This is a genomic window from Pseudomonas putida, from assembly GCF_050989985.1.
GTDB lineage: Bacteria > Pseudomonadota > Gammaproteobacteria > Pseudomonadales > Pseudomonadaceae > Aquipseudomonas > Aquipseudomonas putida_AI.
In genome coordinates this window covers 2962546-2988892 of record NZ_CP158815.1, presented here as the reverse complement: position 1 = coordinate 2988892, position 26347 = coordinate 2962546, and the positions used below count along the sequence as shown (strand labels likewise).

The 26347-nt window shown below is 59.9% G+C and carries 17 protein-coding genes; 9 read left to right on the top strand and 8 right to left on the bottom strand.

Annotated features, from left to right (window positions below):
* The first annotated feature begins 55 nt into the window (after nucleotides 1-55).
* From glgX to ABTV29_RS13885, 5 genes are all read left to right on the top strand, one after another.
* Nucleotides 56-2212 carry a glycogen debranching protein GlgX gene (gene glgX / locus ABTV29_RS13905; RefSeq protein WP_433771112.1) on the top strand — a complete coding sequence of 719 codons (2157 nt, stop codon included), beginning with the start codon at nucleotides 56-58 and terminating at the stop codon, nucleotides 2210-2212.
* 291 nt (nucleotides 2213-2503) lie between these two features.
* Nucleotides 2504-3262 (top strand): PIG-L deacetylase family protein, encoded by a 759-nt coding sequence (locus ABTV29_RS13900; protein ID WP_433771110.1) that lies wholly within the window; start codon nucleotides 2504-2506, stop codon nucleotides 3260-3262.
* A 218-nt stretch (nucleotides 3263-3480) separates the two neighbouring features.
* The gene (locus ABTV29_RS13895; protein ID WP_433771108.1) at nucleotides 3481-4275 is read left to right on the top strand and encodes an endonuclease/exonuclease/phosphatase family protein; all 795 of its coding nucleotides are present in this window, start codon (nucleotides 3481-3483) and stop codon (nucleotides 4273-4275) included.
* A 274-nt stretch (nucleotides 4276-4549) separates the two neighbouring features.
* A complete protein-coding gene (locus tag ABTV29_RS13890; protein WP_433771106.1) occupies nucleotides 4550-7114 on the top strand; it encodes an autotransporter outer membrane beta-barrel domain-containing protein in 2565 nt (854 codons plus the stop codon).
* A gap of 313 nt (nucleotides 7115-7427) precedes the next feature.
* Nucleotides 7428-8510 carry an autotransporter domain-containing protein gene (locus ABTV29_RS13885; protein ID WP_433771104.1) on the top strand — a complete coding sequence of 361 codons (1083 nt, stop codon included), beginning with the start codon at nucleotides 7428-7430 and terminating at the stop codon, nucleotides 8508-8510.
* A gap of 150 nt (nucleotides 8511-8660) precedes the next feature.
* Here ABTV29_RS13885 and ABTV29_RS13880 read toward each other — a convergent pair whose 3' ends face one another.
* From ABTV29_RS13880 to ABTV29_RS13855, 6 genes are all read right to left on the bottom strand, one after another.
* On the bottom strand, nucleotides 8661-9434 hold the full coding sequence (locus tag ABTV29_RS13880; protein WP_433771103.1) for an enoyl-CoA hydratase: 774 nt from the start codon (nucleotides 9432-9434) through the stop codon (nucleotides 8661-8663).
* 15 nt (nucleotides 9435-9449) lie between these two features.
* Entirely contained in the window at nucleotides 9450-10577 is a 1128-nt protein-coding gene (locus ABTV29_RS13875; RefSeq protein WP_433771101.1) for an acyl-CoA dehydrogenase, read from the bottom strand.
* Nucleotides 10578-10744: 167 nt separating this feature from the next.
* A complete protein-coding gene (locus ABTV29_RS13870; protein WP_433771099.1) occupies nucleotides 10745-11935 on the bottom strand; it encodes an acetyl-CoA C-acyltransferase in 1191 nt (396 codons plus the stop codon).
* A 12-nt stretch (nucleotides 11936-11947) separates the two neighbouring features.
* On the bottom strand, nucleotides 11948-12709 hold the full coding sequence (locus tag ABTV29_RS13865) for an SDR family NAD(P)-dependent oxidoreductase (RefSeq protein WP_433771097.1): 762 nt from the start codon (nucleotides 12707-12709) through the stop codon (nucleotides 11948-11950).
* A gap of 16 nt (nucleotides 12710-12725) precedes the next feature.
* Nucleotides 12726-14390, bottom strand: coding sequence for an AMP-binding protein (locus ABTV29_RS13860; RefSeq protein ID WP_433771095.1), 1665 nt, complete (start codon nucleotides 14388-14390; stop codon nucleotides 12726-12728).
* A 275-nt stretch (nucleotides 14391-14665) separates the two neighbouring features.
* The gene (locus ABTV29_RS13855) at nucleotides 14666-15682 is read right to left on the bottom strand and encodes an AraC family transcriptional regulator (RefSeq protein WP_433771093.1); all 1017 of its coding nucleotides are present in this window, start codon (nucleotides 15680-15682) and stop codon (nucleotides 14666-14668) included.
* A 300-nt stretch (nucleotides 15683-15982) separates the two neighbouring features.
* On the opposite strand from ABTV29_RS13855, the gene efeU reads away from it, so the two are divergent.
* From efeU to efeO (ABTV29_RS13835), 4 genes are all read left to right on the top strand, one after another.
* Complete coding sequence (gene efeU / locus ABTV29_RS13850; protein WP_433771091.1) at nucleotides 15983-16843, top strand: iron uptake transporter permease EfeU; 861 nt, start codon at nucleotides 15983-15985, stop codon at nucleotides 16841-16843.
* A 101-nt stretch (nucleotides 16844-16944) separates the two neighbouring features.
* Complete coding sequence (gene efeO, locus ABTV29_RS13845; protein WP_433771089.1) at nucleotides 16945-18144, top strand: iron uptake system protein EfeO; 1200 nt, start codon at nucleotides 16945-16947, stop codon at nucleotides 18142-18144.
* 18 nt (nucleotides 18145-18162) lie between these two features.
* Entirely contained in the window at nucleotides 18163-19461 is a 1299-nt protein-coding gene (gene efeB / locus ABTV29_RS13840; protein WP_433771087.1) for an iron uptake transporter deferrochelatase/peroxidase subunit, read from the top strand.
* Nucleotides 19462-19479: 18 nt separating this feature from the next.
* The gene (efeO, locus tag ABTV29_RS13835) at nucleotides 19480-20304 is read left to right on the top strand and encodes an iron uptake system protein EfeO (protein WP_433771085.1); all 825 of its coding nucleotides are present in this window, start codon (nucleotides 19480-19482) and stop codon (nucleotides 20302-20304) included.
* A 113-nt stretch (nucleotides 20305-20417) separates the two neighbouring features.
* Here efeO (ABTV29_RS13835) and ABTV29_RS13830 read toward each other — a convergent pair whose 3' ends face one another.
* Nucleotides 20418-20945, bottom strand: a complete 528-nt coding sequence (locus ABTV29_RS13830) for a hypothetical protein (RefSeq protein ID WP_433771083.1) — start codon at nucleotides 20943-20945, stop codon at nucleotides 20418-20420.
* A gap of 164 nt (nucleotides 20946-21109) precedes the next feature.
* A complete protein-coding gene (locus ABTV29_RS13825) occupies nucleotides 21110-26236 on the bottom strand; it encodes a hypothetical protein (protein WP_433771082.1) in 5127 nt (1708 codons plus the stop codon).
* Between the last annotated feature and the right edge of the window lie 111 nt (nucleotides 26237-26347).

Sequence of the window (26347 nt, the reverse complement as noted above, 5' to 3'; positions counted from 1 at the left end):
GAGCAGGCTCGCTCCCACATTTACCAGGCAGTAGCCCACATTTGCAGGAGCACTTATGACCCGCCCAAAGAAAGACACCCCGGCACCTCATGAGCCCTCGCGCATTCGTGAAGGCCTGCCCTTTCCGCTGGGCGCGACCTGGGATGGTCTGGGGGTCAACTTCGCCCTGTTTTCCGCCAACGCCACCCGGGTCGAACTGTGCATTTTCGACGATACCGGCGAAGTCGAAGTCGAGCGCATCGAGTTGCCGGAATACACCGACGAGATCTACCACGGCTACCTGCCGGACGCTCATCCGGGGCTGATCTATGGCTACCGGGTGTACGGCCCCTACGACCCGGCCAACGGTCATCGCTTCAACCCCAACAAATTGCTGATCGACCCTTACGCCAAGCAACTGGTGGGCAAGCTGAAGTGGTCCGAAGCGCTGTTCGGCTACACCATCGGGCATCCGGATGCCGACCTCAGTTTCGATGAACGCGACAGCGCGCCATTCGTGCCCAAGTGCAAGGTGATCGACCCGGCGCACACCTGGGGCCACGATCATCGGGTCAGCGTGCCCTGGGACAAAACCATCATTTATGAAACCCATGTGCGTGGCTTCACCATGCGTCACCCGGCGGTTCCCGACAATGTGCGCGGCACCTTCGCCGGGTTGATGGTCGACGATGTGCTGGAACACATCCGCAAGCTCGGCGTGTCCACCGTCGAGCTGCTGCCGATCCATGCCTTCGTCAATGACCAGCACCTGCTGCACAAAGGCATGACCAATTACTGGGGCTACAACAGCATCGCCTTTTTCGCTCCCGACCCGCGCTATCTGGCCAGCGGCAAGATCGCCGAGTTCAAGGAGATGGTCGCGCATCTGCATGAAGCCAACCTGGAAGTGATCCTCGACGTGGTCTACAACCACACCGCCGAGGGCAATGAGCAAGGGCCGACCCTGTCCATGCGCGGCATCGACAATGCCTCGTACTACCGCCTGATGCCGGACGAGAAGCGCTTCTATATCAACGATTCCGGCACCGGCAACACCCTGGACCTGAGCCACCCGTGCGTGCTGCAAATGGTCACCGACTCCCTGCGCTACTGGGCCTCGGAAATGCACGTGGATGGCTTCCGTTTCGACCTGGCGACCATCCTGGGGCGTTATCACGACGGGTTCGACGAGCGTCACAGCTTCCTCGTCGCCTGTCGCCAGGACCCGGTGCTGCGTCAGGTCAAGCTGATTGCCGAACCCTGGGACTGCGGCCCCGGCGGCTATCAGGTCGGCAGGTTTCCGCCGGGCTGGGTGGAATGGAACGACAAGTTCCGCGACACCGTGCGCGCCTTCTGGAAAGGCGACGACGGCCAGCTGGCGGACTTCGCCAGCCGCATGACCGCCTCGGGCGAAATGTTCAATCAACGGGGCCGGCGCCCCTACTCGTCGGTGAACTTCGTCACCGCCCATGACGGCTTCACCCTTAATGATCTGGTGTCCTACAACGACAAGCACAACGAGGCCAATGACGAGAACAACCAGGACGGCAGCAATAACAACCTGTCCTGGAACCACGGCGTCGAAGGCCCCACCGACGATCCGCAAATCAACGCCCTGCGCCACCGGCAGATGCGCAATTTCTTCGCCACTCTGCTGCTGGCCCAGGGCACGCCGATGCTGGTGGCCGGCGATGAATTCGCCCGCACCCAGGACGGCAACAACAACGCCTATTGCCAGGACAGCGAGATCGGCTGGGTCAACTGGGATCTGAGCGAAGACGGCAAGGCGCTGCTCAAGTTCGTCAAACGCCTGATCAAGTTGCGCCTGGCCTACCCGATCCTGCGCCGGGGCCGTTTTCTGGTGGGCAGTTACAACGAAGACATCGGGGTCAAGGACGTGACCTGGCTGGCAGCGGACGGCAGCGAGATGACCACCGAGCACTGGCACGATGCGCACAATCGCTGCATGGGCATGCTGCTCGACGGTCGCGCCCAGGAAACCGGCATCCGCCGCAAAGGTGCGGACGCCACCCTGTTGCTGGTGGTCAACGCGCACCACGACATCGTCAACTTCGCACTGCCGGAAGTGCCCGACGGCGGCTTCTGGACCTGCATGATCGACACCAATCAACCGTCGATTCGCGGCCAGGAACGCTTCGAGTTCGGCCATGAATACTCGGTCACCGGCCGTTCGCTACTGCTCTTCGAATTGCAGCACGAGGAAGAGGAATGAACTGTGTTTTCGGGATAACCCTCCCCTGTGGCGAGGGAGCTTGCTCCCGCATGAGTGCGTAGCACTCACAAAATCGCGATGGCGTTCAGATGCTGGGGCTGCTGCGCAGCCCAACGCGAGCAAGCTCGCTCGCCACAGGGGATTTTTTGTAAACGTTGACCTGGTCGGAAAGAAACCTGCCGCCGGGAACATCGGCGCGACGAAATCCGTTACATGAGCAATACTCTGCACGCGGCAGTTCCAGGGTTCGGAACGCGGCACAATGCTATCAACGAGAACAAGGACGTAGCCATGAAACCGGTCTCTCAGCTCGATCACAGTGCGACGGCGCAAATCTGGAACAGCGCCCCGCAACTGGAAAACGTTCCGGTCATCAACCCCCAGACGCTGGTCCCGCCTGGCGCCCGCGCCGTGGTGATCGCCCCGCATCCTGGCGATGAAGTGGTCACCTGCGGCGGCCTGCTGCAGTTGCTCAGCACCATGGGCCACCCCTTGCAATTGATCTCGGTGACCGACGGCAGCGCCAGCCACCCAGGCTCCCGGCAGTGGTCGGAGAAACGCCTCAGTGTGTTTCGCGTTCAGGAAAGTGTTGAGGCCTTGCGTCGGCTCGGCTTGCCGATGCACAGCCTGAAGTGGATTCGCGGCGGCTTCGCCGACAATGCCCTGGCCGAACATGAAGTGGAATTGACCCGCTTCATCGCCCGTTATCTGCGCCCCGGCGATGTGGTGTTCAGCACCTGGTCGCAGGACGGCAACAGCGACCACGACGCCGTGGGCCGCGCCAGTGCCAACGCTGCGACCATTGCCGGCGCCGACTTCAACGAAGTACCGGTGTGGGCCTGGCATTGGCCGACGCGCGATAGCGGCTTGATTCCCTGGCACCGCGCCCGCAAGGTCCGCCTGGACACCTGGACCGTCGCCCGCAAAAGCCACGCGACCCACGCCTACGCCAGCCAACTCGACGGCGACCCCGCCATCGGCATCGCCCCGCCGATCCCCCGGGTGCTGCTGGACCGGATGCGCCTGCCGTATGAAATTGTCTTTGTCTGAACCGCCTCATCCGTTACCGACACTATCCTCTGTAGGAGCGAGCCTGCTCGCGATGGACTCAGGTACACCGCTGGGTGTCAGGTATCCAGCGTTATCGTTGACCACCATCGCGAGCAAGCTCGCTCCTACAGGGGACCGGTGATTGAATTTCGAAACTGAACTGCCTGCCAAGCCATGAGTCGCATACATAGACATCCCCCGATCGAAGAGGAGCGAACGTGACCAGTCATTCCGAATCGCAGTCGATTGAATCCCTGAACAGCCCATCGACCATTCATCGCCTGCGTGTACTGACGGTCAACACCCACAAGGGGTTCACCGCCTTCAACCGACGTTTCATCCTGCCGGAACTGCGCGAAGCGGTGCGCAGCACCTCGGCCGACCTGGTGTTTTTGCAGGAGGTGGTCGGCGAGCACGAAGGCCATTCCTCGCGCCTGAACAACTGGCCTGCGATCTCGCAATACGAATTTCTCGCCGACAGCATGTGGAGCGACTTTGCCTATGGGCGCAACGCCGTCTACCCCGACGGCCACCATGGCAACGCGCTGCTGTCCAAGTACCCGATTCGCGAATACCGCAACCTCGACGTGTCCATCACCGGCCCCGAACGCCGCGGGCTGTTGCACTGCGTGCTGGACGTGCCCGGCCATCGCGAAGTGCATGCGATCTGCGTCCACCTGAGCCTGCTGGAAAGCCATCGCCAGCTTCAGTTGCAGTTGCTCTGCCAGTTGCTCGAATCCCTGCCGGACGAGGCGCCGGTAATCATCGCCGGCGACTTCAACGACTGGCAGTTGCAAGGCAACGCCGCCCTCGCCCGCCGCGATTATCTGCACGAAGCCTTCGAGCGCCATCACGGCCGCCCCGCCAAAACCTACCCCGCGCGGTTTCCACTGTTGCGCCTGGATCGCGTCTACCTGCGCAATGCCACCAGCCATGAACCGCAAATTCTCGGGACCAAACCCTGGACCCACCTTTCGGACCATCTGCCGCTGGCCGTCGAAGTCCACCTCTGAGCCTATTGGCGGGCAAATCAAATACGCTTGATTAATCGTTTAACCTGTTACTTTTGACAGTAGATACGTAAAAAAACTGCTGCTACGTTGCTCTCGTCCATGTTTTTGAATGTATGGACGTGCGACTCATAGTGGCCGTCGTTGCTGAAGAATTTCGATAACGGGTGGATGCCCACCCGATGCTGTCTCGCAACTCGCGCTGCCGAGAGTGCCTGATGCCTTGTCGCTTTTGACATGTGGCCACTCAGACACCCAAACGAAAGCGGAGACGAGCATGAAGTTTTCCAGTGATTGGCCCCAGTACGGCCAAAGCATTTTTTTGGTGTTACTCCTGTTATTGGTGGGCTGGTCCCACCCCGCCCATGCCGCCTGCGCGCTCACGCCCACCGCCGGTAACGACAACTTCGTCTGCGACAGCGGCACCAATGGCCCGCTGACCGATCTGGCGGGCAACAACACGCTCAGCTTTCCCGCCAATGGCACAGGGGTGGTCAATGGTACGGTCAGGTTCGGAATCGGCAACGACATTGTCACCATGGATTCAGGGCAAATCGTCGGCGCGCTGATCCAGGGAGACGGCGCCGACCGGCTGACCATCAGCGCCGGCCAGATCACAGGCGCAGTCGATCAAGGCAACGGCATCGACAACTTCACCATGACCGGCGGCACTATCCAGTCCCTGGCTCAGGGTGACAGTCGCGATTTCTTTCGCATGACCGGTGGCAGGATCATCGGCGCCTTCGAGGACGGCGACACCGCCACCATGAGCGGCGGCCGGATCGGTCGGGTCGACATGAAGCTCGATAACAACCTGTTCGACATGTCCGGCGGCACCATTGACGGCAACCTGGTAACAGGCTTCGGCCGCGACACCATTATCCTGTCCGGCGGTACCATCGGCGGATTCATCAGTGTCAGCGGCGGCAACGACAGCATTACCGTGACCGGCGGCGAGGTGTTCGGCGAAATCCGCACCAGCGCCGGCAACGACACCTTTGTCTGGGATGGCGGTGGCATCCTCCATTCGCCCGTCCGGCTGGAGGGCGACAACGACAGCGCAACCCTGCGCAACCTTAGCGAAACCAGCCTCGCCCAGAACCCGTTAGTCGATGGCGGGACCGGTGCCGACGTGCTGACCTTCGACCACACCACCACTTCGGTACCCGGCCGTTACGTCAATTTCGAAACGATCAACCTCAACAACGCCTCGCAACTGGATCTGGGCACCGGAAATATGGTGCTGGGCGACAGTGCCAGCGGCACCGGCGTGTTCAACATCGACGGCAGCAGCACCCTGGCCTCGCAACAAGGCAGCATCACCTCCTTCACCGCTGGCCAGTCCGCCACGCTGAACAACGCCGGGATCATCGACCTGACCACGGGCAATACCCGCACCAGCGACACCCTGACCGTACAGGGCAATTACGCTGGCAGCGGCGGCCGACTGCGGGTGCAAAGCGTGCTCGGGGATGACAGCTCGCCCAGCGACAAGCTGGTGGTCAACAACGGCACATTGACCGGCACCACCACTATCGAGGTCACCAATCTCAATGGCACTGGCGCGGCGACCCCGCAAAACGGCATTCAGGTGGTCCAGACCCAAGGCACGGCCACCAGCGATGCCAGCGCCTTCACCCTCGCAACCCCGTTGTCGGCCGGCGCCTTCAAATACGTGCTGTACAAGGGCGGCGTCACCCCTGGCAGCGAAAACAGCTGGTACCTGCGCTCGTCCGTGGTGGCGCCACCGCTGGTGCCGGTGACCGTGGCCAACCCCGATCCGGCCGTGCCACCCCAAGTCGTGCTGGTGCCTCTGGTGGCGATACCTGTCGCCGCTGCCGGCAGCCCGCCGTTGCCGACGCCGCAGCCGGGCGCCGCGCCGATTCCCTTGTACCGCCAGGAAGTCCCCAACTGGGCAGTGCTGCCACCCGCCGCCGGGCAATTGGCCCTAAGAGCGCTCGGTACCTTCCATGAACGCCAGGGCGATCAACGCCTGCTGACCGAAAAAGGGGCCTTTGGCGCCGGCTGGGGTCGTGTCTACGGCACGAACTTCGAGCAGACCTGGGCCGGCACCGTCAAGCCGAAGCTCGACGGCTCGATCAAAGGCTTCCAGGTGGGCAACGACCTCTACGGCCAAGAGACGTCAGGCGGACACATCCAGCGCATGGGCGTCTTCGTCGGCCAGAGTCGCTTGAAAGGCGATGTCGATGGCTTCAACGAGGGTTTCGAAGACAAGCGCGCGGGCAAGGTCGAACTTCGCGGCAGCAGCCTGGGCGCCTACTGGACCCTGACCGATCCAAAGGGTTGGTACTTCGATACGGTGGCCATGTACACCTGGCTGGACGGCGACAGCCATTCCGATCGCGGCCTGAAAATCGATAACGAGGGCCACGTGGTCACCCTCTCGGCCGAAGGTGGTTATCCGTTCCCGCTGACGGGCGACTGGGTGATTGAACCCCAGGCGCAAATCATCCGGCAGCAAGTGAAGCTCGACAGTCAGGACGACGGCATTTCACGGGTGTCGTTCGATTCCGACCCGACCTGGACCGGTCGCCTCGGTGCACGTCTCAAGGGCCGCTACACCCTCGCCGGTTTGCCGGCGGAGCCGTATCTCCGGGCCAATCTATGGCACACCCTTTCCGGCACCGACACGGTCACTTTCGCCAGCAGCACCGATATCGACACCGAGCAGCGCGCTTCGTGGGCCGATCTCGGCGTCGGCCTCGACCTGACCGTCGCGCGCAATGTCAGCTTGTACGCCAATGTCGACTACAGCCGCAATATCGACAGCAATCAGCAACGCGCAACGGCCGCAAACCTCGGCGTGCGGATCAGCTGGTGATACCGAGCAATGGCTCTAGTTCGCGACTTTTTTGACTATTTTTCCAACAAACAAGAACTTACGGAGACGCCATAAATCAGTCACTTACAAATCCTAAAATAGCAATACCGCTTATCGGCCATTTTCTTGACGCTTGGGGGACGGTCCTCTTGACTCAAGGTTACTACCCCCGGAAGTAACTATCAGGGGCAAGCCCCCGGACACCCGCGCAAGCGGGCGGCCCCCGGCTTGCCTCAATCCATTCGGTCGCCCCTCACTCGGGGTAGGAGAGACGCCAAGGCAAGTACGGCACGCGCTGCAAGGTAGCCCCACCATGAAAACTTCATTCACCCAACAAGAGATTAAAATCACTTTTTGCACTGTCTCGAGCTCACTCCTGCTGTGCTCTTCCATGGAAGTACAGGCCCAACCGGCCGAAGAAGAAACAACGCCCTGGTACAGCCAGGACGTCTCGGTGCTCAACCTGCCTGCTCTCGCGACCACGTACCCCAGCCGTTTCAGTCCTGCCTCCGATATGCGAACCCCGGATTTACGAAGTAGCTACTTCACCACTGAAGACGCGACACCCGTCGCCTGGGACCAGGTCTACGGACAGGCCTCGCGCCAGGCGCAAACCGATGCGCTGGCCCAGGGCTTTTCCAGCTTCGGTTCAGGCGAACTCAAAAGCCCTGCGATCCTGACCCTGCAAAGCAGCAGCGGGCATACCCAGCGCGTCGGCCTGATCGGCGGCACCAGCCAGTATCAGGGCAACAGCAATGGCCCGCTGATCAACCGCGGGATGTCCGATCCCAACTCCGACACCCTCAACCTGCAAGGCCAGAGCCTCGGCGCCTACTACAGCCTGACCGGCCCGCAAGGCTGGCACGTCGACCTGACGGCCAGCGGTGGCCGTGTCAACGGTTTCAGCCGCAATGAACAGGGTGCGCGGCAAGCCACCGAAGGCAGCGCGGTGACGCTGTCGGTCGAAGGGGGTTTTCCGATTGGCATCAGCGAAAACTGGGTGGTTGAACCCCAGGCGCAGTTGATCAATCAGCGCATCACGCTGGATACGCCCTACGCGGGTTCCGGCAATGCCTCTTCCACGGACCTGACGTCGTGGAGCGGCCGGGTCGGCGCCAAATTGAAGGGGAGTTACGACATCAGCGGCCTGCCCGTGGAGCCCTATGTGCGGACCAACTTGTGGCACACGGTCTACACCGGCAACACGGTGACGCTGGACCAGGTCGACAAGATCAGCAGCAGTCGCAACTCATCGACAGTGGAACTGGGGCTGGGCCTGGTGGCTCGGGTGACACCGGCCGTGAGCCTGTATGTCAGCGCCGACTACAGCAGCGATGTGGACGACAATGACTTGAACGGGTTGATTGGCAGCCTGGGTGTGCGGATGCGGTGGTGAGGTACAGACCTCAATAGCTGTAGCGCCTGTACCGGCCCTTTCGCGGGCAAGCCCGCTCCCACAGGTTTTCTGGTGTACACAGCATTTGTGGACGACCGAGACCACTGTGGGAGCGGGCTTGCCCGCGATAGCGTCCGAGCATTCGCTGGATTATTTACCCTGGAACTCAGCCTCACGCTTGGCAATGAACGCCGCCATGCCTTCCTTCTGATCCTGGGTCGCGAACGCCGCATGGAACACCCGGCGCTCGAAGCGCACGCCTTCGGACAGGCTCACTTCAAAGGCACGGTTGACGCTTTCCTTGACCATCATCGCAATCGGCAGCGATTTGCTGGCAATCAGCGCCGCGACTTTCAGCGCTTCGTCCAGCAGCTCATCGCTCGGCACGATGCGTGCGACGATCCCGCAACGCTCCGCTTCCTCGGCACCGATCAGGCGTCCGCTCAGGCACATTTCCATGGCCTTGGCCTTGCCCACGGCACGGGTCAGGCGCTGGGTGCCGCCCATGCCCGGCAGCACGCCGAGGTTGATCTCCGGTTGGCCGAATTTGGCGTTGTCGCCGGCCAGGATGAAGTCGCACATCAGTGCCAGTTCGCAACCGCCACCGAGGGCGAAACCGTTGACCGCGGCAATGATCGGCTTGCGGCGGTTGGCCACGCGATCGCTGTCGCTGAACAGGTCATCGATGTAGATCTGCGGATAGGTCAGCTCGGCCATTTCCTTGATGTCGGCGCCGGCGGCGAAGGCTTTTTTCGAGCCGGTCAGCACGATGCAGCCGATGTTGGCGTCCTTCTCCAGGCCATCGAGGGCGTGGTTCACCTCGCTGACGATCTGCGCGTTCAACGCGTTCAGCGCCTGCGGACGGTTCAGGGTGATCAGGCCAACACGGCCGTGGATTTCCAGCAAAATCGTTTCGTAGTTCACGTAGAGGTTTCCTTCTTAAAGATTGCGCGAAATGACCATGCGCTGAATGTCGCTGGTGCCTTCATAGATCTGGCAGACCCGCACGTCGCGGTAGATCCGCTCCACCGGGAAGTCGTTCAGGTAACCGTAACCGCCGAGGGTTTGCAACGCCGAAGAGCAGACCTTCTCGGCCATTTCCGAGGCGAACAGCTTGGCCATCGACGCTTCGACCAGGGCCGGCTTGCCGCTGTCACGCAGTGCCGCCGCGTAGTGCACCATCTGCCGGGCCACGGCGATCTGGGTCGCCATGTCCGCCAGACGGAACGCCACCGCCTGATGTTCGATGATCGGCTTGCCGAAGCTCTCGCGCTCGCGGGCATAGTCGCGGGCCGCTTCGAACGCAGCGCGTGCCATGCCTACCGATTGCGAGGCAATACCGACACGGCCGCCTTCGAGGTTGGCCAGGGCGATCTTGTAGCCTTCGCCCTCTTCGCCCAAGCGGTTGGCCACCGGCACTTTCACGTTTTCGAAGAGGATCTGGCAGGTGTCGGACGCATGTTGGCCGAGCTTGTCCTCGACCCGCGCGACGGTGTAGCCCGGCGAATCGGTGGGCACGATCAGCGCCGTGATGCCGCGCTTGCCGGCGCTCGGATCAGTCACCGCGAACACAATCACCACCCCGGCGTTCTGCCCGGAGGTGATGAACTGTTTGCAGCCGTTGAGCACGTAGTGGTCGCCCTCCAGCCGCGCGCGGGTCTTCAGGCCGCTGGCGTCGGACCCGGCCTGCGGTTCGGTCAGGGCGAAAGCACCGAGCATCGCACCGCTGGCCAGCGGCTTGAGGAAGCGCTCTTTCTGATCGTCGTTACCGTAGTTGAGAATCGGCACACAACCCACCGAGTTGTGCACGCTCATGATGGTCGAGCAGGCGCCATCGCCGGCGGCGATTTCCTCCAGGGCCATGGCGTAGGCCAGGTAACCAGTATCGCAACCGCCCCACTGCTCCGGCACCAGCATGCCGAAAAACCCAAGCTCGGCCATCTCGCCGATGGCTTCCTTGGGGAAGCGATGCTCACGGTCCCATTCGGCGGCGAACGGTTTCAGCCGCTCCTGGGCGAATTGCCGCGCCGCGTCGCTGATTTGCAGTTGTTCGTCATTGGGGATCATGACCAGTCCTTAATTTGATTCAAATGCAACCTTGTGGAGATGCACCTTGTGGGAGCGAGCCTGCTCGCGATGAACTCAAGAGCGCCGCGGTGATTCAGGCAGCCATCGTCATCGTTGACGTCCATCGCGAGCAGGCTCGCTCCCACAGAGGGGATTGGCATTAGACGTCAGAGGCACTCCACGGCCATCGCCGTCGCTTCACCACCACCAATGCAGATCGCCGCCACCCCACGCTTCAGGCCCTTCTGGCGCAGGGCCGAGATCAGGGTCACAAGGATCCGCGCGCCAGACGCGCCGATCGGGTGGCCCAGGGCGCAGGCGCCGCCATGCACATTGAGTTTCTCGTGGGGGATTTCCAGTTGGGTCATCGCCGCCATGCCGACCACGGCGAAGGCTTCGTTGACTTCCACCAGGTCCACTTCATTGAGGGACCAGCCGGTTTTCTTCATCAGTTTCTTGATCGCGCCGATCGGTGCCACCGGGAACAGGCCCGGGGTATCGGCGAACGCTGCGTGACCGTGAATCACCGCCAGCGGCTTGAGACCGCGCTTGTCGGCTTCGGAGCGACGCATCAGCACCAGAGCCGCGGCACCGTCGGAAATCGAGCTGGAGTTGGCCGCCGTCACGGTACCACCATCGCGGAACGCCGGTTTCAGGGAGGCAATCTTGTCCAGCTTGGCTTTCGGCGGCTGCTCGTCGTTGCTGATCGTCACCTGCTCTTTACCGACGGTAACGGTCAGCGGCACGATCTCGTCCTTGAAGCTGCCGTCCTTGATCGCCTGCTGGGCGCGGGTGGTCGAGGCGATGGCGAATGCATCCTGGGCTTCGCGGCTGAAACCGTTGGTTTCGGCGCAGTCTTCGGCGAAGGTACCCATCAGGCGGCCCTTGTCGTAGGCGTCTTCCAGACCGTCAAGGAACATCGAATCGAGAACCCGGCCGTGGCCCATGCGGTAACCGCTGCGGGCGCGGTCCAGCAGATAAGGCGCGTTGGACATGCTTTCCATGCCCCCGGCAATGACCACATCGGCGCTGCCGGCCAGCAGCATGTCGTGGGCCAGAATGGTGGTTTCCATGCCGGAGCCGCACATCTTGTTCACCGTGGTGCAGCGGGTCGACTTGTCCAGCCCGGCGCCCAGCGCCGCCTGACGAGCCGGCGCCTGGCCAAGGCCTGCGGGCAGTACGCAGCCGAACAGCACTTCATCGACCGCATCCGGCGCAACACCGGCGCGCTCGACAGCGGCCTTGATCGCGGCAGCACCCAGTTGCGGTGCTGTCAGGCTTTTCAGATCGCCCTGGAAACCGCCCATGGGGGTGCGAACGGCGCTGACGATAACGATTGGATCGTTGGCAATAGTCATGACAAATCCTCCTTATTTGGCCGCCATGCGCAAGGCACCGTCGAGACGAATCACCTCGCCATTGAGCATGCTGTTTTCAATGATATGCCGCACCAACGAGGCGTACTCGGCAGGTTTGCCCAGGCGCGGCGGGAACGGCACGCCGGCGGCCAGGGAATCGCGGACTTCCGGGGTCATGCCGGCCATCATCGGGGTTTCGAAAATGCCCGGGGCGATGGTCATCACGCGGATGCCGAAACGCGCCAGCTCGCGGGCGGCCGGCAGGGTCAGGCTGACGATCGCGCCTTTGGAAGCCGCGTAGGCCGCCTGGCCGATCTGGCCGTCGTAGGCCGCCGCCGACGCGGTGTTGATGATCACCCCACGCTCGCCACCGGTGTCCGCCTCGCTCTCGGCAATCGCCGCCGACGCCAGGCGCAGCATGTTGAAGCTGCCAATCAGGTTGACGTTGATCACCTGGCTGAAGCTTCCCAGCGCGTGCGGACCGTTCTTGCCGAGGATCTTCTCGCCGCGCACGATGCCGGCGCAGTTGACCAGGCCATTGAGACCGCCAAAGGCCTTGACCGTGGCCTGCACCGCCGCTTCTGCCGCGGCTTCGTTGCTGATATCGGCGACAACGCTTTGCGCGCCAAGACGCTCGGCCTGGGCCGCGACGGCTTCGGCGTTCATGTCCACCAGCATCACTTTGGCGCCAGCGGCTACCAGCATTTCAGCGGTGGCCGCGCCCAGGCCCGAAGCACCGCCGGTGACGAGAAAAACCTTGTTTGCGATCTGCATGTTTGTTTCCTTGGATTCAAGCTGAAACGTTCTTCGCCGCAGCCTCTTGAGCCTTGGCGATTTCCTGGTTGCGCAAGATAAAGCGCTGCAATTTGCCGCTTGGGGTTTTCGGCAACTCGCTGACAAATTCGATTTCACGGGGATAGGAATGCGCCGCCAGACGCTTGCGCACGTGCTGGCGCAACTCTTCGGCCAGCGCAGGCTCTGCGCGGTATTGCGGGCTGAGCACCACGAACGCCTTGACCAGCTCGGTGCGCTCCGGATCGGGCTTGCCGACCACTGCCGCTTCCACCACCGCCGGGTGTTCGATCAGCGCGCTTTCCACATCAAAGGGGCCGACGCGATAGCCGGACGTGGTAATCACATCGTCGCTGCGGCCGACGAAGCTGATGCTGCCGTCCGGGTTCCACTCGACGGTGTCACCGCTCAGGTAGTAATTGCCAACGAAGGCCTTGGTCGGCGCGCCTTCGTAGCCGGCGAACCAGCACATCGGCGACTGGGTACGGTCAATGGCCAGGATGCCCGGCTGGCCGACGCCCAATTCCTTGTATTCATCGTCCAGCACCACGATGCGATGACCGGGCGAAGCAAAACCGGCGGCGCCCATGTGAATGGAATGCTCAAGGCCATGGTGGTTGCACAGCACCATGCCCAGTTCGGTCTGGCCATAGTGGTCGTGAATGACCACGCCGAGGTTGTCGGCGAACCAGCGGATCACTTCCGGGTTCAGCGGCTCGCCGGCGCTGCTGACGATGCGCAACTTGCCCTTGATCGATTTGGCGAACTCATCGCCACCGGCAATCAGCAGACGGTAGGCAGTCGGCGAGCCAGTGAGGTTGGTAATACCGTATTTGTTGATCACCCGGCAGGTGCTTTCGAGGGTGAACGGGCCATCGTAGAAGGTGATCGGGTGCCCCATGGCCATGGGACCTGTCACGCCGAAATAGATGCCATAGGCCCAACCCGGATCGGCGACGTTCCAGAACGCGTCTTCGGGGCGTAGATCCACCGCGTCGCGGGTGTAGCTCTGGAAGGCGACGATGGCCTTGAGCGGGACCGACAGTGCTTTCGAAGGCCCCGTGGTGCCCGAGGTGAACATCAGCAGGAACGGATCTTCGCCGGTCAGCATCACCGGTTCGCACTCGGCCGGATAGTTGGCCAGTTCGGCCCAGAAGCTGAAATCGCCACGGACAATGCCCTGGCCCTTAGGCCCGCCAACGGTGACGATGGTCGGGCAATCGGCTACTTCGGCGAGTTTGGAGCGATTGACCGCGTCGGTCACCACAACTTTTGCGCCTGAGCAGCCGAGGCGATGCTCGATGGCCTTGGGGCCGAAGGCGGTGAACAGCGGCTGGTAGACCGCGCCGATGCGCCAGGCGGCGAACACAGTGATCAATAATTCGATGTTGCGTGGCAAGAGGCCTGCGACCTTGTCACCCTTCTGCACGCCCTGGCTCAAGAGGAAATTGGCAAAGCGCGCGGCCTTGTCCTGCAGATCGCTGAAGGTATAGGTGGCGCTGCTGCCATCGCGCCCTTCCCAGAACAGCGCGATGCGCCCCGGCAAGGCATGCCGGTCGCAGCACTCGACACAGGCATTGAGGGCCGTCAGATCGCCTGCGAGTGCGGCGTCGACGGTGTGCTGATAGTTGAACTGTGAAACGGCAGACAAGTAATCGCGCATTGCCAGAATCCCTCTATGTTTTTTATTAGGTTGGGGGAACCTTATCCAACAGAGAAATACTCGCTCCGCGCGGGGTGGCGGGCAATGGTCAAAGCCTTCAAGTTGCTTGACTGGTTTGGCCAAGGTTCAAGGTTTTTGGCGCTCTTGATCTGATCGTTCCCACGCTCTGCGTGGGAATGTCTCAACGGACGCTCCGCGTTCGGCTTTTGATTTGGGACGCGGAGCGTCCCGGGCTGCATTCCCACGCGGAGCGTAGGAACGATCGGTGCGCCTGGTCAGGTCGCTTCGTTGAGAATCAAGCTGCGGTAATGCCCGGGATTGGACCCCGACCACTTGCGAAACGCCTTGTAGAACGAACTGACATCGGCAAACCCCAGCCGGGTGGCGATCTCGGCAAAGCTGATGCTCGGCTCGGCCAGCCAGGCAATCGCCAGTTCCTTGCGCACGCTGTCCTTGAGTCCCTGGTAAGTCTGGCCTTCTTCCGCCAGCCTGCGCCGCAAGGTCGACGCCGACATGCATAGCTGCTGAGCCAAGGCCTCGGTTTCCGGCCATTGCTCGGCGGGCAGCAAGCGCAGCGAGTGCTTGATCCGGCTGGCCAGGCTTTCCGGATCGCGGTACTTCACCAGAATGTTCGCGGGCGCCAGGGCCAGGAAACGCTTGAGTTCCTCGGTGGTGCGCTTGATCGGCAGGTCCAGGCAATCGGCGGAGAAGATCATCCGCGTGCGCGGCCGGTCGAAACGCAGGTTCTCGGAAAACATCACCTGGTAGTCATCGCAGAAATCCGGCCTTGGGCACCGCAATTCGATGGCCAGAATCGGTATCCGTCGCCCGGCCAGCCAGCACGCGACGCCGTGCACGATCATCCAGTAGGTGAAATAGGTAAAGGCGCGACGCGGCTCGTGGTCATCCTCCGACAGCACGATTTCCGCCAGGCTTTGCTGGCGAACCAGTTCGGCGGGCATGCGTTCGAGCATCAACGACAGAAACTCCAGCCCACTGGTCAGCCCCGCCGCCAGGCTCGGCTGGAGCATGGCGCAGCGACAAAGAAACGCCAGGCTGCCGGATTTGAGCTTGCGCGGGTCCATGCCAAAAAACTCGTCATCCCCCCGCCGCGCCAACAGCCGCCATAACCGGGCATAGGCGCTGGCCGGCACCCGGGCAACACTGCTGTGCAACAGCGCCGGATCGATATCGACCTTGCTCAACACTTCATCGGTGGCCGCGCCCGGGGCACAACTCTGCAACAGCGCTTCACGCACCAGTTGAATGGAAATGGTGTCTTTTTCCGACATTGAGCGAGATGGGCCGTGTTGTTGAGTGGTGGGCATATTAGCTGAAACCGCCAGCTCACCGCAGATCCTGGTGGGCAGCCCAATCCTGTGGGAGCGAGCCTGCTCGCGATGAGCTTCAACGATAGCGAGTGCTGTCTGCATGACCGCGCAGTCTGGGCGTTTTTCGCGAGCAGGCTCGCTCCCACAGGTGATCTCGCGGTTGTTCAGCTTAGGTTCAGGTAAATGTCAATGATTGCCATTTGGGAATGAGTGTCATTATGTTACAAATTAGCTCCCTATCTATTCGTGACATGGTGCTGAATGCTCGTCCCCTTTCTGATCATGCTGCGCGAAGGCATCGAGGCCGCGTTGATCGTCGGCATCATCGCCAGCTACCTCAAACAGACCGGGCGCGGTCAGTGGATGCCGGCGGTGTGGATCGGCGTGTTCCTTGCCGCCGCCCTCGCCCTGCTGGTCGGTGGCGGCCTGGAACTGGTCAGTGCCGAGTTTCCGCAGAAACAGCAGGAACTGTTTGAAGGCGTGGTCGGCCTGGTGGCCGTCGGCATCCTCAGCTCCATGGTGTTCTGGATGCGCAAGGTGTCGCGCTCGATCAAGCATTCGTTGCAGGCGTCCCTCGATCAGGCGTTGAGCGGTTCCAGGCATCAGGTGACCGCGCTGATCGCCATGGTGTTTTTCGCCGTGGCCCGGGAAGGCCTGGAAACGGTGTTCTTCCTGCTCGCTGTGTTCCAGCAAAGCGAAGGCCCGGCGGCACCGATTGGCGCCCTGCTCGGCCTGATCCTGGCGATCGTCATCGGCTTCCTGATCTATACCGGCAGCATGCGCCTGAACCTTGGCGCGTTCTTTCGCTGGACCGGCCTGTTCATCCTGGTGGTGGCCGCCGGGATCCTCGCCAACTCCGTACAGGCGCTGCATGAAGCCGGGGTCTGGAATCACCTGCAAACCGTGCTCTTCGACATCAGTGCAATCCTGCCGATGGATGGCCCGCTGGGTTCGGTGCTGGCCGGGATGTTTGGTTACCAGGATGCCCCGACCGTCAGCACCCTCGGCGCGTACCTGATCTATCTGCTGGTGGCGCTGGTGATGTTCTTTCTCCCGGCTCCTGCCCCAAACACCGCCCCTCCCTGTAGGAGCGAGCCTGCTCGCGATGGTCGTGAACGATAACGCGTAGATACCCCGCGGCGTCTGTGGGTTCATCGCGAGCAAGCTCGCTCCTACAGGGTCAGGGGCCAGCACATTCCAGTTTCCAGTCAGTAAGGGCACCCATGCCAAATCAAGTCCATCCCCAGGCTTCCCCTCCCCGCGCCTTGCGCTGGGCTGTGGCCGGCTCGGTTATCGTGATGATCGCTGCCGGCGGCCTGTTCTATTACGCCTCGAAAATGGCCGCGGCCAAACGCCAGGCCAACCACGATGAAGTGGTCGTGACCATTGCGGCCCATAGCTGCGAACCCAACGCCCTGAGCGTTCCGGCCGGGCGCTCCAGTTTCCGCATCGTCAACCGCTCGGACCGGGCCGTGGAATGGGAAATCCTCGACGGCGTATTGGTGCTCGAAGAGCGGGAAAACATCGCCCCCGGCCTGAGCCAGGTGATCAACGCCAACCTGGCGCCCGGCAACTACACGATCACCTGTGGCCTGCTGAGCAACCCGCGCGGAACCCTGCAGGTGACCCCGACGGCAGCGTCCGATGCGGCGGCCAAGGCCAGGCCATCGATGGTGGCGTTTGTCGGGCCATTGTCGGAATTTCGCGTGTACTTGAGCAGCCAGGGCACTGCGCTGATCAAGGCCGTCGGCGCCCTGCAGCAAGCCATCGAAACCGGCGACCTGAGCCAGGCCCAAGCCTTGTACGCGCCAGCCCGTGCCGCCTATCAACGCATCGCCCCGGCGGCGCAGCGCGTGGCCGAACTGGACAACGACATCAACGCTCGCGCCGACTACTTCGAGAAACGCGAACAGGACCCGGCCTTCATCGGCTTCCACCGCCTCGAATACGCGCTGTTCCAGCAACGCAACCTCGACGGCCTGACGCCAATCGCCCAGCGCCTGCTGGCCGATGTCACCGCCCTCAAGCAGCAACTGCTGGTCCAGACGCTGCCACCGGAGCAACTGGTGAGCATCGTGGTGCGCAACCTCAACACCCTGGGCGATGTGCGTGCCAGCAGCGGCGAGGAAGAACGCTACAGCCACAGCGACCTGATCGGCTTTGCCAGCAATCTAGACGCCGCACGCAAGGTGGTCGAACTGCTGCGCCCAATGCTGGCCAAATCCGCCGCCGATCTGTTGCCGAAAATCGACAGTGCCGTCGCCGCCTTCGATGCCGATCTCAACGCTTTCAAGGTCAAGGACGGCTACGCCAGCTACGACAGCATCAGCGCCGAACAGCGCAAGCAGATTGCCGACAAGGCCATGGCACTGGCCAACACACTCGACGCCATCGATCCCGCCCTCGGCCTCTCCAGTCTTTAAGCAGAAGAACTCTTGCAGATGAACGATTCAGATCCACTCAACCTCCAGCGTCGCCGGGTATTGATGGGCATGGGCGCCGCCGGTGTGGCCCTCGCCGGGTCGGCATTGAGTTGCCCGGCCATGGCCGCAGCCCCCGCACAAGTCACCGAAGCCCCCAGCAGCGACCGCACCGAAGACCGCCACGACTTCTACGGCAAACACCAGAGCGGCATCGTCACCCCGCGCCCGGCGTCGGGCATGCTGGTGGCGTTCGATGTACTGGCCAGTGATCGCGACGACCTGGAGCGGCTGTTCCGCACGCTCAACGAGCGCATCGCGTTCCTGATGAAGGGAGGCCCGGTGGCCCAGGTCGATCCGAAACTGCCGCCGGTGGATTCGGGGATTCTCGGCCCCGTGGTCACCCCGGACAACCTGACCATCACCGTGTCGGTGGGCGAGTCGCTGTTCGACGAGCGTTTCGGCCTTGCGCACGTCAAGCCCAGGCGCCTGATGCGCATGGTCGGCTTCCCCAACGATGCGCTGGAAGCCGATTGCTGCCACGGCGACCTGAGCCTGCAGTTCTGCGCCAACACCGCGGACACCAACATCCACGCCCTGCGCGACATCGTGAAAAACCTGCCGGACTTGCTGCTGGTGCGCTGGAAACAGGAAGGCAGCGTACCGCCCCAGGCCCCGGCGAAACCCGGAAAACCTGCGCAGAGCGCGCGCAACTTCCTGGGCTTTCGCGACGGCTCGGCCAACCCCGACTCCAACGATGCCAGCGCCATGGACCGCATCGTCTGGGTCCAGCCCGGCAGCGACGAGCCGGCATGGACCGAGGGCGGCAGCTATCAGGCGGTGCGGATCATCCGCAACTTCGTCGAGCGCTGGGACCGCACGCCCTTGCAGGAACAGGAGAGCATTCTCGGCCGGGTCAAAAGCAGCGGCGCGCCCATCGGCGGCAGTCACGAAACCGAGGTTCCGGACTACGCCAAAGACCCGCAAGGCAAGCTGACCAGGCTCGACGCCCACATCCGCCTGGCCAACCCGCGCACCGCCGCAACCCAGGCCAACCTGATCCTGCGCCGGCCGTTCAACTACTCCAACGGGGTGAACAAGAACGGCCAGCTGGACATGGGCCTGCTGTTCATCTGTTACCAGGCAGACCTGGAAAAAGGCTTCATCACCGTGCAAACGAGGCTCAACGGCGAGCCGCTGGAGGAATACCTCAAGCCGGTCGGCGGCGGGTACTTCTTCACCCTGCCCGGTGTGACCGGCGACCGGGATTTCATTGGTCGCACCCTGCTTGATGCTACCCAACCAAAAACAACAACCTGACCCCTACGGAGCCCAAACATGAAAAATTCGCCACTGGCCTTAATGCTGACCCTAGGCTTGCTCAACTCCCCGCTTTCGGCTTTCGCGGCAACCGCGCCGCTGGAGTTGGTGCAGCCGATTTCCGACTACAAGATTTACGTCACCGAGCAACTGGACGAACTGGCCAGCCACACGCAGCAGTTCACCGACGCGGTGAAAAAAGGCGACCTGGCCACCGCGAAAAAACTCTATGCGCCGACCCGGGTTTACTACGAGTCGATCGAGCCGATCGCCGAGCTGTTCAGTGACCTGGATGCGTCCATCGACTCCCGGGTCGACGACCACGAAAAAGGCGTGAAGGCTGAAGACTTCACCGGTTTCCACCGCATTGAATATTCGCTGTTCTCGGAAAACAGCACTAAAGGTCTGGGCGAACTGGCGGACGGTCTGAACAAGGACGTCAAAGACCTGCAAACCCGCGTCGCCGGCCTGACCTTCCCACCGGAAAAAGTCGTCGGCGGCGCCGCCGCGCTGCTCGAAGAAGTGGCGGCCACCAAGGTCTCGGGCGAAGAAGATCGCTACAGCCACACCGACCTCTATGACTTCCAGGGCAACATCGACGGCGCGAAGAAAATCGTCGACCTGTTCCGCCCGCAGATCGAGAAGCAGGACGCCGCCTTTGTCGCCAAGGTCGACAAGAACTTCGCCACGGTGAACAAGATCCTGGCCAAGTACAAAACCCGCGACGGCGGTTTCGAGACCTACGACAAAGTGAAGGAAAACGACCGCAAGGCGCTGGTCGGGCCGGTCAATACACTGGCTGAGGACTTGTCGACCTTGCGTGGGAAGCTGGGTTTGAACTGACGCAACGCCTTGCAGGAAGGAGTTCGCTCGCGATAGGTAACAGAACGCCGCGACCATTCGGAATCACGGATTACGTTAAAGTCTATCGCGAGCAATCTCGCGCCTGGAGCGTCTCAATACCCTGTAGTTGTTTCTTCGCTCACGATCAATCGATCAACCATTGATTGATCCAGCGCCCGCCCAATGGGATTGCCGCTGTCATCAAGGACGTACAATTTATCCTTTATCCGAGCAACCATGGCATTGGTACCGTTTATTCTGCCAATAGTGTTAGCGACCGGACGATGGAGCCTGCTCGCTGCCCCACTCGCCATGCCTCCAAAGAATCCCCTGAGTCGATCCACGCATACTTGCAAATGACCGACCCCGGATTCAGTCAAGGCCAATACGCCACTGGTCAAAATCGTGCGTAAAGTGCCTACGGCTCTCGCCCCTCCGGCGACCAGGTCCGGAATCCCATCCAGCGGGTTAACCAACGAAAGGACGGTCGATCCCGTGATTTTAATGGCTTCAAATGCCTTGACAGTGACAGGTACGACGGAGTTCAACACCTCTTTTATCCTGGCCGCTCCGCCAATCAGATTGTTCAAGCCTGAAATAAGGTCCGTGAAGCAACCGAAGGCGCCGTTTATGAAGCGCATTCGATCTCCGGATTGCAAGTCATCCGTACAGCCCACGAAGGGGATGAGTTGCAGCAGGAAATTTTTTACCCTTTCCCAGTACCCACGATTTTCTTCTCCAGTCGTTTGCCCTTTCGCTTTCTTGAACAGGAAATTCCGCTCGCCTTGCAGGTAATTGTCGTTGATTACTCTGTCGACAATAGTCGCTGTCCTGCTCGAGCTATAGCTGTCGGGGACTGGAGTCGTTTGCCCCCCCTTTGCACTGCCCTGGCCAGCAGCGTGCTTCCCAACGGTTCGATAATCAGCTTTTTGGATTTGGCGCCAGGTATCGGTTCTGAACCTTCAGAATACGCCGCAAAATCAAATGGCAGTTCAGTACCCCGCTGCACGTCTACATTGACTGCGGGCCCCTTACTGACTTTTACCTTTTCTATTTTGATCACGCCATTGAGTGGTAAATCATCGGGCAAGTCCGTGCGCTTGATGATTGACAGGTGCCCCGGAAAAATCTCGAAATAGCTGATCTTCTGTTGATATTTACATCGCAGTAATGTTCCTTGCCGCCCACGGAATGTTGCTCGAATTTGAGCTGTTTCATCTTCTTTGGGCTTACCGGTTTCTTCACGCAACGTAAAGAATTTCACTTCACCCTGTTCAAGGCATTGGCGATCCTCGAGCGGCAATCCGGCTATCACGTATTTGGTTGAGGTCACCAAAGCGTTCTTTCGCGAGTTGAAATAACTGTCTACCGATGCCGTCAACAATTTATTCAAGTCAGGCAACACGTCAACGCCCCGTTTAAACACGGCGTCCTCTATCGGTACCCCAGTCACCTTCCATTTCAATGTGAACAGGTCCCCATCCATGTAAGCCTCGACCAGGCTCTTCTCAACGGTCCTGATCGGTTTGAACTTGTCCAGCGGCTCCCATACATCAGCCTTGATTTTTATTTCTTCTATGGGCTCCGTAGTAAGGAAAGAGAAAATTTTCTTAAGCTCTCTGACCGCGATCTCCTTGCGCGTCACCAATGAGCGTTTAGAACCTTCAATCGCTTCAGAGAGCTCCGCTCGCTGCGTCGCAAACCTGTTCGCTACGAGCGTATAGTCCGCGGGTGAATAGGAAGATTCCCCGCGTGGTTGAACAACACCGTTCATCACTCCCCAGGTCATCAAAATATCAACGGCAGCGCTCTTGAAAAGCAACCGTTGTTCAGGCGTGGTGGGGACAAGCAGCGCCAATGCCATCAACTGCTCGGTGGTCATGGCTCTCGAGCATCCCGGGTTCAGTATCTCGGCAATGGCCACTCCCAAGCGCAACGTCATCCAGTTCGCAGTGCCGATCTCGACCCCCTTGCCGGGATCCTGGACCAGAAATTCCGGCGCTGCGTCTGCGAGAAACAAGTGCGCAACAAGGGGGGCTGCCAAGGCACTGACCCCCTTGTGATCGACCAGGTACTGTTCAATCTCTGCGCGCACTGTGGTGAGGTTACGTCCCAGGTTTTTTGCCTGGTAAACATCATATCCTGCGACAGTTCCGGGCTTGCCGGAGGCATCCGGGTCGACTGACAGCTTGATGGCTGCCAGTAACAGTTTCCTGCCGTGCTCGGGTATAGGCGCTTGCTCCGCTTCGTACCAGTTCAATGCCCTGAGTAATTGTTTCCCCCAAGCGTCGGACTGGTCTTCTGCCAACATCTTGCCCAGTAACTCATCGACGTGGGAACGCCTGTACTCAACAGATTTACCGGACAGCAAGTCAGCGCCCAATACATCAATGATGGAGTTGGAGGTGGTAAAAAAACCTTTCGCCTGGCTAATGATGAGGGCTCTATCGGCCGGCGTTAGCTTAATTAATGATTGAGTGTCTGCAAGTAGGTCGACGCCGTAGTCGCCCAAGGGGGGCGCAATCGGTAACGTAGTATTTAGCCATTGCATGACATTTCGGACCTCACCCGCTGTTTTGGGTGAACCAAACCCCCTGTAGTCGACCACTTGTTGCAAATCCGTGGATAACGTCGAGTACAGCACATTTCCTGTTTCCCTGACCCTTCGCAGCAACTCGTCAAATGGCCCTTTCAATGTACTTTGAGCCGTGACCAGACTCGTCAAGTCGCACCATTGCTGCGAGCCGTTCAACACCTGGATTTTGTTATCACTGATCCTTACAGGCCGGTCAGTACAGTCGTTGCCGGTGCCTTTACACACTTCCATCATCTTCGGCAGCGTTAGAAAGGCATTCAAGTCCTCAACAATTTCCGAGCATTTATCCGCCAGCGGTAAATGGTTGGCCGATCTGGTAAACCGTCCCGATAACGAAACAGGGTCTTGGTCAGACAGGTTTTCCGCAACCGTTTTCAACTCATGGAGCAGTTGGGCACGGGATTTAGTTTCGGCGATCAACTCCGTGACTGCCTCACACTCTTCATTGATTGCTGCTTTTTCCTCTGACGTGATCTCAGGCCATCCCTCCCTTCCAAGACGCTCGGCCAACGCGCGCGATTGCTCATCGCTACTCGGCGGCACCAGCATAAAAAAGTCGAGGATCACGGCGCACGGTACAAGATTTTGATCGTCATCCATAAAAGGCATGCCGAAATCACCAGGGTCCACGACTTGCCTCGCAGCCAATACATTCCCTGATGCCTGCCACCAACCCGAGGTATCCCAAAGGCTGAATGTTTGAGTACTGCTCACTCCGTCACGGATGACAGTTCCCGAAACAGAGTGCTCATGAATGCATAAAGTATCGAGCACCAAACCCTTGGACTCGAACCATGCCAGTACGTTGGGTTCGTTCAACGTCTGTTGGTAAATCGCCAGAGGCTTGCCCATCGAACTGTCCTTGGGGACGGACAGCGGGAAACTATGATTCGTCTCCAATCGCTCCAGCAGGCGCGCTTTCAGGTCCTGATCGGCCCGCAACGTGATCTCTGCATCACTCAGCGCCTCGAGCACCCACTGCGCACTGTCATCAGCAGGCGCCTGGCGCTCAGAGTTGGCGGGGATGTCCTCCGTCTCGATATGTTCGCGCCCATCTTCGTCAACCACCATTCTCGAAATCTGCAGATGCGCATAGCGGGTTCGGGATTCGAAAACGCGCTCGTCAACCAGCTCTGCAATCGTCTGATCCGGCTGCGATAGCGTTCGCTCAGACAACAACAACTTGATGTCGGGTATCAATTGGGGATCCATACGAGGGTCGACAAAGCTGGAGGCCTCAAGTCGTGCTTTGATGGACTCCACAACCTCCGGCATTTCGCTCAGGATCGCCCCCACGTCATCACTGATGTACTTGCGTAGTACCGGATCGTCTTCCTGCGCGAAGTGCTTGTCTGCGTTCGGGGTGGAGTCGCCAAACAGGCTCGTGTAAAGCTCTGTGGCGGCGCCAGCTAATATGAGCAGTACCATCCCAACGGTTTTACGCGGGTGCCGGATTACGGTGTCCAGAATCGCCACACCCGCAGCAGCCGTGTAACCGTGGATTTGACTTATGAGATTTTCGAGTCCGGTGCGTAACGTCGCCAGAGTATCTTGCTCAGCCTGCGAAAGTTGCTCGCCGGCATTACGATAAGGGTTACCGTCTTGATCGTATGACGAAGTCGACTGATCCGGGAGAAACGGAGTGTGTACGTTAGCCTGGCTGGGGTTTCCCCCCATCATTTCGATCCACACCGCTGTATCCGCATTCTTTACGGCACCAGCAGCCGGATGCCAGCAGGTTAATAGGCCCGTGGCCTGGCTAAGCAAGTGATCGAACTGTTGGGCGAACTGTTCGACACGCTCGGACAGAGCCACAACGGAGGAAACCGTGTTCTCTGACGCACGCTTGACGTGCGGCTTTTGAGATTTGGGTACATGGGTTATTTGAAGTCGTTTTGGTGGAGGAGGACCAACCCTATCCCTGGGGTTCATATCCATGAAAGATTTCAAGACGTTCATCACACATATGATTTTGGCCGCGAACGTGTTGACGTCTCGAAGCCCATTGGGGTCGACATCGTCGAAGAAATCACCCTTGCGCTCGATTTCCATAAGCGCCGATAACAACGTAAAGCCGCCTTCGTTTTTGATTCCCACAGGTGCGATTTCAGATGACTCAAGTGAGGTTCGAGAAGCGAAACTCGCCAACGTTTTTGCAATGAAGTTGGTGGTGGATTTCGTATTGCTATAAAGCCCATGTCCAACATCCTTGGCAGACAAGGCACGTAATGCATCCAGCGCCGAGTTGATGCTGTTAATGAAGAGTTGCACGCCATCCAGCATCAGCGAAGGGGATGACGGCGTTATTTGCCAGAGCTCATAGAGCGCGCGCTTTTGCTGATCCGGGAAATTTTCGCGTCCCTTGTGATATCCCAGGTCATCCAGAAACTTACCCAGCAGACTTTGTCCAACATCCTTGGCAGACAAGGCACGCAATGCATCAAGCGCCGAGTTGATGCTGTTAATGAAGAGTTGCACGCCATTCAATATCAGCGAAGGGGATGACGGCGTTAATGGCAGATCGATACTTTGCCAGAGTTCATAGAGCGCGCGCTTTTGCTGATCCGGGAAATTTTCGCGTCCCTTGAGATATCCCAGGTCATCCAGAAACTCACCCAGCAGACTTTTTGCATCCTTGGCGGTTGGACAGTCATCAAGAAACTCTTCGAGTTTAGACAGTGTGCTATCGAGCTGATTCACGTTATCTGAATCGCTATCGAGTGTCCCCTCAAGCCATGGCCCGATGAATGGCTTGCAACCCTCGATCAGCTTCTTAAGGGATTGCCATTGCGTATCTGGCAACAATTGGGCGAGGTCTTCCCTGTGTGCTGCCTGAGGGATCTGCAAACGCTCAAGTAGATCACTCCCCCATTGGTCAGGGGGGAAACAGCAAATTGCCTCCAAGAGTACGCGTAGATTATCTGTCGCTGAATCACCCTCGGGTCCAATCGAGCGTATTGCCGCATCAACAAATAGTCTCGCCAGACTGCTACCTGTTCTTGTGTACAAAATACCGCTGCTCAGTATGGCTTCCATCTCTGGCTGCGAGAGCCGTTCGTTTATCAGGTAATTTTGTACAAAATCCCAGTACTTATCCAAAGAGATCTGGTTGTAGATAAGGTCGGTCTCTCGACTGCGTTTGACGCTATACACCGGAGGATCGATAAGGTCTTTATTTGTTTTCGAATGAAGCTGCTTCAAACCCATGTTCAAGCAAATCGTGCTGTTTTTAACATTCAGCACTTGCCTGCCGACCCGACTCAGATTGGGAACTTCGCTGGCTGAATAAGAGGATATTGCAGAACGCGAATTGAGAGAAACGGATGAAGCAGGCATAGACAACCCTTGTTCACGGAGATCAAGGCTTCAACCTAAAATCATTGCTGAAAGAACACTATCAAAAAAGACGCATTTCAAGCGTTCTCCCAGCAATCTGAATCGACGTTC

Bases quoted from the DNA above. Each gene is read 5' to 3' on its own strand.
- glgX (WP_433771112.1), top strand. From the start codon at position 56: ATGACCCGCCCAAAGAAAGACACCCCGGCACCTCATGAGCCCTCGCGC.
- ABTV29_RS13900 (WP_433771110.1), top strand. From the start codon at position 2,504: ATGAAACCGGTCTCTCAGCTCGATCACAGTGCGACGGCGCAAATCTGG.
- ABTV29_RS13890 (WP_433771106.1), top strand. From the start codon at position 4,550: ATGAAGTTTTCCAGTGATTGGCCCCAGTACGGCCAAAGCATTTTTTTG.
- ABTV29_RS13885 (WP_433771104.1), top strand. From the start codon at position 7,428: ATGAAAACTTCATTCACCCAACAAGAGATTAAAATCACTTTTTGCACT.
- ABTV29_RS13875 (WP_433771101.1), bottom strand. From the start codon at position 10,577: ATGATCCCCAATGACGAACAACTGCAAATCAGCGACGCGGCGCGGCAA.
- ABTV29_RS13870 (WP_433771099.1), bottom strand. From the start codon at position 11,935: ATGACTATTGCCAACGATCCAATCGTTATCGTCAGCGCCGTTCGCACC.
- ABTV29_RS13865 (WP_433771097.1), bottom strand. From the start codon at position 12,709: ATGCAGATCGCAAACAAGGTTTTTCTCGTCACCGGCGGTGCTTCGGGC.
- ABTV29_RS13860 (WP_433771095.1), bottom strand. From the start codon at position 14,390: ATGCGCGATTACTTGTCTGCCGTTTCACAGTTCAACTATCAGCACACC.
- ABTV29_RS13855 (WP_433771093.1), bottom strand. From the start codon at position 15,682: ATGTCGGAAAAAGACACCATTTCCATTCAACTGGTGCGTGAAGCGCTG.
- efeU (WP_433771091.1), top strand. From the start codon at position 15,983: ATGCTCGTCCCCTTTCTGATCATGCTGCGCGAAGGCATCGAGGCCGCG.
- efeO (WP_433771089.1), top strand. From the start codon at position 16,945: ATGCCAAATCAAGTCCATCCCCAGGCTTCCCCTCCCCGCGCCTTGCGC.
- efeB (WP_433771087.1), top strand. From the start codon at position 18,163: ATGAACGATTCAGATCCACTCAACCTCCAGCGTCGCCGGGTATTGATG.
- efeO (WP_433771085.1), top strand. From the start codon at position 19,480: ATGAAAAATTCGCCACTGGCCTTAATGCTGACCCTAGGCTTGCTCAAC.
- ABTV29_RS13830 (WP_433771083.1), bottom strand. From the start codon at position 20,945: ATGCGCTTCATAAACGGCGCCTTCGGTTGCTTCACGGACCTTATTTCA.
- ABTV29_RS13825 (WP_433771082.1), bottom strand. From the start codon at position 26,236: ATGCCTGCTTCATCCGTTTCTCTCAATTCGCGTTCTGCAATATCCTCT.